At 56.0% G+C, this 7,332-nt stretch carries 8 protein-coding genes; 7 read left to right on the forward strand and 1 reads right to left on the reverse strand.

Annotation, left to right across the window (positions count from 1 at the left end):
* Positions 1–42: 42 nt before the first annotated feature.
* A complete protein-coding gene (locus tag BK662_RS34245; protein WP_123361255.1) occupies positions 43–465 on the reverse strand; it encodes a DUF4124 domain-containing protein in 423 nt (140 codons plus the stop codon).
* A gap of 401 nt (positions 466–866) precedes the next feature.
* Between BK662_RS34245 and BK662_RS34240 the strand changes: the two genes are divergently transcribed.
* From BK662_RS34240 to BK662_RS35075, 7 genes are all read left to right on the forward strand, one after another.
* Complete coding sequence (locus BK662_RS34240; RefSeq protein WP_123361275.1) at positions 867–2,591, forward strand: acetolactate synthase 3 large subunit; 1,725 nt, start codon at positions 867–869, stop codon at positions 2,589–2,591.
* Positions 2,592–2,593: 2 nt separating this feature from the next.
* The gene (gene ilvN, locus BK662_RS34235; RefSeq protein ID WP_003176102.1) at positions 2,594–3,085 is read left to right on the forward strand and encodes an acetolactate synthase small subunit; all 492 of its coding nucleotides are present in this window, start codon (positions 2,594–2,596) and stop codon (positions 3,083–3,085) included.
* 48 nt (positions 3,086–3,133) lie between these two features.
* On the forward strand, positions 3,134–4,150 hold the full coding sequence (gene ilvC, locus BK662_RS34230; RefSeq protein ID WP_007948647.1) for a ketol-acid reductoisomerase: 1,017 nt from the start codon (positions 3,134–3,136) through the stop codon (positions 4,148–4,150).
* Between the two features lie 146 nt (positions 4,151–4,296).
* Positions 4,297–5,154 (forward strand): CDP-diacylglycerol--serine O-phosphatidyltransferase, encoded by an 858-nt coding sequence (pssA, locus tag BK662_RS34225; protein WP_008006914.1) that lies wholly within the window; start codon positions 4,297–4,299, stop codon positions 5,152–5,154.
* 63 nt (positions 5,155–5,217) lie between these two features.
* Entirely contained in the window at positions 5,218–6,231 is a 1,014-nt protein-coding gene (msrP, locus tag BK662_RS34220; RefSeq protein WP_123361254.1) for a protein-methionine-sulfoxide reductase catalytic subunit MsrP, read from the forward strand.
* Positions 6,231–6,851 (forward strand): protein-methionine-sulfoxide reductase heme-binding subunit MsrQ, encoded by a 621-nt coding sequence (gene msrQ / locus BK662_RS34215; protein WP_123361253.1) that lies wholly within the window; start codon positions 6,231–6,233, stop codon positions 6,849–6,851. The genes msrP and msrQ overlap by 1 nt, the downstream gene beginning before the upstream one ends.
* A gap of 271 nt (positions 6,852–7,122) precedes the next feature.
* Positions 7,123–7,332 (forward strand): hypothetical protein (locus BK662_RS35075; protein ID WP_221179123.1); only part of this gene is annotated, 210 nt, incomplete at its 3' end.

Here is a 7,332-nt window from a genome sequence, read left to right on the forward strand (position 1 = left end):
AAAGATCGCAGCCTCGTTGCACTCGACAGCTCCTACAGGTACCTACATGCAGTTTTTCGCAATCTGTTTCTGTGCTTCGGTGATGCGCTCCTGACGTTGTTGGTCGGTAAGGCGGCGCGTCTCACCGTCGACATCCTCCCGTAGTCGCGGATTATTCTGCAGTTGAGCCAGGTTCGTACGGGCCTGTTCGCAGAATACCTTTAGCTGGGCTTGCTGCTCGGCGACCTGCTTTTTCACTTTGTTGTCGATGGCCCGTTGATCGCCTATGACGTTGCTGCGCGTTGGCGTACTTGGTTTGCCGACGGGCGGGGCGGGCGTCACCACGAGGGTGGGCTCCTGGCCTGGGGGCGGTTGCGCATCGAAATGGGTAACGCCCTGGGCATCGACCCATTTATAGATCTGACCCGCCATGCACAAAGGGCTCAGGCTGATCAGCAAGCCGGCGGTGAAGAAGAACGTTCGCATGCCATTTCCTTGTCATGGGTGCGCAATCGAAGCTAACACAGTTGCGGTTTAAAGGTTTTTTCTTGCGTTCTCATGCGCTTAGTTCGAATAAAGCACATTGACGGCTTGACTTGCGATGGGCGAAACAGAAGAATCCAAAGTCCGCTGTAGAGGGACTGCCAGAAGCAGACCCACTCGGTAGATCATGAGGCGCACATCCGCGCCGACCTGTTACACCCGCAACGCGTTACCTCGCGCTGGGTGGGAAAGGCCCGCAACACTTGGGACGATCCCAATACTTGCTCAGTCAGTGCTGACGTAGTCGGCGACCACCGTCGCTCATGCTCTGCCGAGAAGTAAACCTATTAAGACCCGTCCTCTTTGAATGTGGGCGGTATTCTGGCGTTTTAGAGGTGAACAACGTGGAGCTTTTATCTGGCGGTGAGATGCTCGTCCGCTTTTTGCGTGACGAAGGCGTCAAATATATCTACGGGTACCCGGGTGGTGCTCTTCTTCATGTCTATGATGCCTTGTTCAAAGAACCGGAAGTGACTCACATCCTGGTTCGTCACGAGCAGGCTGCGACCCATATGGCCGACGGCTATGCCCGTGCCACCGGTAAAGCCGGTGTGGTACTGGTAACCTCCGGCCCGGGCGCAACCAACGCCATCACCGGTATTGCCACTGCCTACATGGACTCCATTCCGATGGTGGTCATTTCCGGCCAGGTGCCTAGCACCATGGTAGGCACCGATGCATTCCAGGAAACCGACATGATCGGTATCTCCCGGCCGATCGTGAAGCACAGCTTCATGATCAAGCATGCGTCGGAAATCCCGGAAGTCATGAAGAAAGCGTTCTACCTGGCGCAATCCGGTCGTCCTGGTCCGGTCGTTGTCGATATCCCGAAAGACATGACCAACCCGGCCGAGAAGTTCGAATACATCTTCCCGAAAAAAGCCAAGCTGCGTTCCTACAGCCCGGCCGTTCGCGGTCACTCCGGGCAAATCCGCAAGGCAGCTGAAATGCTCCTGGCGGCCAAGCGTCCTGTGCTTTATGCAGGCGGCGGCGTGATTCTCGGTGGTGGCTCCGCGCCGCTGACCGAACTGGCGAAGATGCTCAACCTGCCAGTGACCAATACCCTGATGGGTTTGGGTGCCTACCCTGGCACCGACCGTCAGTTCATTGGCATGCTCGGCATGCACGGCAGCTACACCGCCAACCTGGCGATGCACCATGCCGATGTGATCCTTGCAGTCGGCGCGCGCTTCGATGACCGCGTGATCAACGGCCCGGCCAAGTTCTGTCCGAATGCCAAGATCATTCACATCGACATCGACCCGGCTTCGATCTCCAAGACCATCAAGGCAGACGTGCCTATCGTCGGTCCGGTCGAGAGTGTCCTGACCGAAATGGTCGCGATCCTCAAGGAAATCGGCGAGACCCCGAACAAGGAGTCCGTTGCCAGCTGGTGGAAGCAAGTCGATGAGTGGCGCGGTGACCGCGGCCTGTTCCCTTATGACAAGGGCGACGGCAGCGTGATCAAGCCGCAGACCGTAATCGAAACCCTGTGCGAAGTGACCAAGGGCGACGCCTTTGTGACCTCCGACGTGGGCCAGCACCAAATGTTCGCCGCGCAGTACTACACGTTCAACAAGCCAAACCGCTGGATCAACTCCGGTGGCCTGGGCACCATGGGCTTCGGTTTTCCGGCGGCCATGGGCATCAAGCTGAGCTTCCCGGATGAAGACGTCGCCTGCGTAACGGGCGAGGGCAGCATCCAGATGAACATTCAGGAACTGTCGACCTGCCTGCAATACGGTTTGCCGGTGAAGATCGTCATTCTGAACAACGGTGTGCTGGGTATGGTTCGCCAGTGGCAGGACATGAGTTATGGCAGCCGCCACTCGCACTCCTACATGGAATCGTTGCCTGACTTCGTCAAGCTGGCCGAGGCCTATGGTCACGTTGGTGTGCGCATCACCGAATCGAAAGATTTGAAGTCGAAGATGGAAGAGGCGTTCGCCATGAAAGATCGCCTGGTGGTTATCGATATTTCGGTCGACACCAGCGAGCACGTCTACCCGATGCAGATCAAAGACGGCTCCATGCGCGATATGTGGCTGAGCAAGACGGAGCGTACTTAATCATGCGACACATTATTTCCTTGCTTCTGGAAAACGAACCGGGCGCTCTGTCTCGTGTAGTCGGCCTGTTCTCGCAGCGCAACTACAACATCGAAAGCCTGACCGTGGCACCCACCGAAGACCCGACTCTGTCGCGTCTGACGCTGACCACTGTCGGCCATGATGAGGTCATCGAACAGATCACCAAGAACCTGAACAAGCTGATCGAAGTGGTAAAACTGGTCGACCTGTCGGAGAGTGCTCACATCGAGCGCGAACTGATGCTGGTCAAGGTCAAGGCCACCGGCGCCCAGCGCGCCGAGATCAAGCGCACCACCGATATTTATCGTGGGCAGATCGTTGATGTCAGCGCTAGCGTGTATACCGTTCAATTGACCGGTACCAGCGACAAGCTCGACAGCTTCATTCAATCGATCGGCACTGCCTCGATTCTGGAAACCGTACGCAGTGGCGTCACCGGGATTGCCCGCGGCGACAAAGTACTGAGCATCTAAACCAAATTAGCGAATGGCCTGAACGGCCAGGATATAGAGGGGAATTTCATGAAAGTTTATTACGAAAAAGACTGCGACCTGTCGATCATCCAGGGCAAGAAAGTTGCCATCATCGGTTACGGTTCCCAGGGCCACGCTCAAGCGTGCAACCTGAAAGACTCCGGCGTTGACGTTACTGTTGGTCTGCGTAAAGGTTCGGCCACCGTTGCCAAAGCCGAAGCCCACGGCCTGAAGGTGACTGACGTTGCTTCCGCCGTAGCGGCTGCCGACCTGGTCATGATCCTGACCCCGGACGAGTTTCAGTCTGCCCTGTACAAGAACGAAATCGAGCCGAACATCAAGAAAGGCGCCACCCTGGCCTTCTCCCACGGTTTCGCGATTCACTACAACCAGGTTGTGCCACGTGCTGACCTCGACGTGATCATGATCGCGCCGAAAGCTCCGGGCCACACCGTGCGTTCCGAGTTCGTCAAAGGCGGCGGTATCCCTGACCTGATCGCTATCTACCAGGATGCTTCGGGCAACGCCAAAAACGTTGCACTGTCCTACGCCGCTGGCGTTGGTGGCGGTCGTACCGGCATCATCGAAACCACCTTCAAGGACGAGACCGAAACCGACCTGTTCGGCGAACAAGCCGTTCTGTGCGGCGGTACCGTTGAGTTGGTAAAAGCCGGTTTCGAAACCCTGGTTGAAGCTGGCTACGCGCCGGAAATGGCCTACTTCGAATGCCTGCACGAACTGAAGTTGATCGTTGACCTCATGTACGAAGGCGGTATCGCCAACATGAACTACTCGATCTCCAACAACGCCGAGTACGGCGAGTACGTGACCGGCCCGGAAGTGATCAACGCCGAATCCCGTCAGGCCATGCGCAACGCCCTGAAACGTATTCAGGACGGCGAATACGCCAAGATGTTCATCAGCGAAGGCGCCACCGGCTATCCTTCGATGACCGCCAAGCGTCGTAACAACGCCGCTCACGGTATCGAAATCATCGGTGAGCAACTGCGCTCCATGATGCCTTGGATCGGTGCCAACAAGATCGTCGACAAAGCCAAGAACTAAGTCCCGAGCTTGTACGGAAAACGCGGCCTAGGCCGCGTTTTTTCGTTTGGATCCGCCGGTTCTGGTATAAAGCTGCATTGTTTGCGGCCGAACCCTCGTCCCAGACACCTGTCGAAACTTTCCACCCCGTTGCAAGGTAAATGTCCATGAGCGAACGTCCCGAAGAGCCAAAGCAGGCTTCTGACGCCGAAAGCCTTCTGCCCATCGATGAGCACATCGAAGAAGGGCATGACGCTGAAGGTCGTAAAGTCCGGCATCGTGGTATCTATCTTCTGCCGAATCTGTTCACCACTGCGAACCTCTTCGCAGGGTTCTATTCCATCATCAACTCGATGAGCGCCCAGAGTGCCTTGAGTGCCGGTGATGCTATCGGCGCGAGCAAATATTTTGCGTTTGCCGCGATCGCGATTTTCGTCGCCATGGTACTCGATGGCCTCGACGGTCGCGTTGCCCGTATGACCAATACCCAAAGCGCTTTCGGTGCCGAGTATGACTCGCTGTCGGACATGGTTGCCTTTGGTGTGGCGCCGGCATTGCTGGCATTCGGTTGGGCCCTGGGTGACATGGGCAAGGTCGGCTGGATGGTCGCCTTCATCTATGTGGCGGGGGCGGCATTGCGTCTGGCTCGTTTCAACACTCAGGTCGGCACCGCAGACAAACGTTACTTCATCGGTCTGGCCAGCCCGGCCGCCGCCGGTGTGGTCGCGGGCATTGTCTGGGCATTCAGCGACTACGGCATTCAGGGTTCCAAGATGTCGTTCCTGGTTGCACTGATGGTTGCCGCCGCTGGCATGCTGATGGTCAGTAACATCAAGTACAACAGCTTCAAGGAGCTGGACTTGAAAGGGCGCGTTCCTTTTGTCGCGATCCTCGCAGTGGTATTGGTATTCGCCGTTGTGTTCAGTGATCCGCCACGCATCCTGCTGCTGGTTTTCCTTGCCTATGCGGCTTCCGGGCCGGTGCAGTACCTTCTGCGCCTTCGTCGGCACAAAAAAGCCGAGTGATGTAATTTCCCTCATACTCCGCAGTCTATGGGTGCATCTGTCCTCCAAAGCTGCGGAGTTGTCATGCTGATCAAAGTCCCCAAAGCGTCTGACTGTCATGAGTCAGACGTCACGCCTGAATCCCTCTACTTTTCTCGTCGCAGTGTATTAGGTGCCGCCGTCGCCGGTTTGGCGGTGAGCAGTCTGCCGCGCTGGGCGAGTGCCGACGATGTTGCGCGTTATGCTGATGTCGAGCCTGGCAAGGCACCGTCCTGGTTTGCCGAAAAGCTTCCTTCTACCCAATGGGGGGCGGTCAACGTCAAAGACGAGGCGATCACACCTTTCAAGGATGCGACCCACTACAACAACTTCTATGAGTTCGGTACCGATAAAGGTGATCCCGCGGCCAACGCTGGTGCACTGAAAACCCAACCCTGGAGCGTGGTGGTGGACGGGGAGGTGGGTAAGCCGGGGCGGTATGCCCTGGAAGATTTCATGAAGCCTTATCAGCTGGAAGAGCGCATCTATCGTCTTCGCTGTGTGGAAGCCTGGTCGATGGTCATTCCGTGGATCGGGTTTCCTGTTTCGGCTTTGCTCAAGGAAGTCGAGCCGACTTCCAACGCCAGGTTCATTCGCTTCGAAACCTTGCAGGATCCCAAGAGTATGCCCGGGCAGCGTTCCGGCTTTGCCTTGATCGACTGGCCTTATGTAGAAGGGCTGCGTCTGGATGAGGCGATGAATCCGTTGGCGATTCTTGCTGTGGGCATGTACGGGCGTGAGTTGCCGAATCAGAACGGTGCGCCGCTGCGACTGGTTGTGCCTTGGAAGTACGGCTTCAAGAGCATTAAATCCATCGTGCGGATCACCCTGGTCAGCGAGCAGCCGAAAACGACCTGGCAGAGTATCGCCTCGGATGAGTATGGCTTTTATGCGAACGTGAACCCGACAGTCGATCACCCGCGTTGGACCCAGGCGCGGGAAAGGCGTTTGCCGAGCGGACTGTTCAAGCCCAATGTGCGGGACACGCAAATGTTCAACGGCTACTCGGATGAAGTCGCTTCTCTATATACAGGGCTCGATCTGCGGAAGAATTACTGATGCGATATCCGTTCTGGCGTATTGGCGTCTTCATCGCTGCAGCGATTTGGCCGCTGCTTTGGTTGTATCAGGCCTTGGGGGATGTGTTGGGGCCAGATCCGGGCAAGGTGCTGGTTGATCGTCTAGGGCTGGGTACGCTTGTCATGCTGCTCATTACATTGAGCATGACACCTTTGCAAAAGCTCACCGGTTGGCCGGGGTGGATAGCGGTACGGCGGCAGTTGGGGTTGTGGTGCTTCGCTTATGTGGTTCTGCACTTGAGCGGTTACACAGCGTTCATCCTTGGCTTTGATTGGTCGCAGCTGGGTATCGAGTTGCGCAAGCGGCCGTACATTATTGTCGGGGTCCTGGGGTTTCTCTGTTTGTTGGCATTGGCGGTTACCTCCAATCGCTACAGTCAGCGGCGTTTGGGTTCCCGCTGGAAGAAGTTGCATCGGTTGGTCTATGTGGTTCTCGGGCTCGGATTGCTGCATATGTTGTGGATCGTTCGTGCCGATCTGAAGGAGTGGGCGATCTATGCTTCTATAGGTGCGTTGTTATTGGTGTTGAGATTGCCGCCTGTAACCCGCCGGATTCCACGTTTAATGGCCAGAAAGGCACCTTCTGCAAGAAAAGCGTAATTAGAGGTTGACGGCAGATTCTGGAAGTCTATAATTCGCCCCACTTCCGGCGCAGTCGAAACGGAAAACTCCTTGGTAAACAAAGAGTTATGCGGTTTTCGACAGCGGTTACGCTTCAGTTCATCGAGGCCAGAAGGAGTTGGTAAGGCAGTGTGTTTTCGCCTTATTGACGGTTCGATCTTCTCGGTCGAAAGCGGAGAAAAAGAGGTGTTGACAGCAGCGAGTAACGCTGTAGAATTCGCCTCCCGCTAACGAGAGATCGGAAGCGCAAGTGGTTGAAGTTGCAAAGGAAACTTTGAAAACTTCTGAAAATAACCGCTTGACAGCAACAGAGGCTGCTGTAGAATGCGCGCCTCGGTTGAGACGAAAGATCTTAACCAACCGCTCTTTAACAACTGAATCAAGCAATTCGTGTGGGTGCTTGTGGAGTCAGACTGATAGTCAACAAGATTATCAGCATCACAAGTTACTCCGCGAGAAA

Source organism: Pseudomonas frederiksbergensis, from assembly GCF_003732275.1.
GTDB lineage: Bacteria > Pseudomonadota > Gammaproteobacteria > Pseudomonadales > Pseudomonadaceae > Aquipseudomonas > Aquipseudomonas frederiksbergensis_H.

What these genes read in the sequence shown, in the direction of transcription:
- BK662_RS34245 (WP_123361255.1), bottom strand. Translation starts at nt 465, where the DNA reads ATGCGAACGTTCTTCTTCACCGCCGGCTTGCTGATCAGCCTGAGCCCT.
- ilvN (WP_003176102.1), top strand. Translation starts at nt 2,594, where the DNA reads ATGCGACACATTATTTCCTTGCTTCTGGAAAACGAACCGGGCGCTCTG.
- ilvC (WP_007948647.1), top strand. Translation starts at nt 3,134, where the DNA reads ATGAAAGTTTATTACGAAAAAGACTGCGACCTGTCGATCATCCAGGGC.
- pssA (WP_008006914.1), top strand. Translation starts at nt 4,297, where the DNA reads ATGAGCGAACGTCCCGAAGAGCCAAAGCAGGCTTCTGACGCCGAAAGC.
- msrP (WP_123361254.1), top strand. Translation starts at nt 5,218, where the DNA reads ATGCTGATCAAAGTCCCCAAAGCGTCTGACTGTCATGAGTCAGACGTC.
- msrQ (WP_123361253.1), top strand. Translation starts at nt 6,231, where the DNA reads ATGCGATATCCGTTCTGGCGTATTGGCGTCTTCATCGCTGCAGCGATT.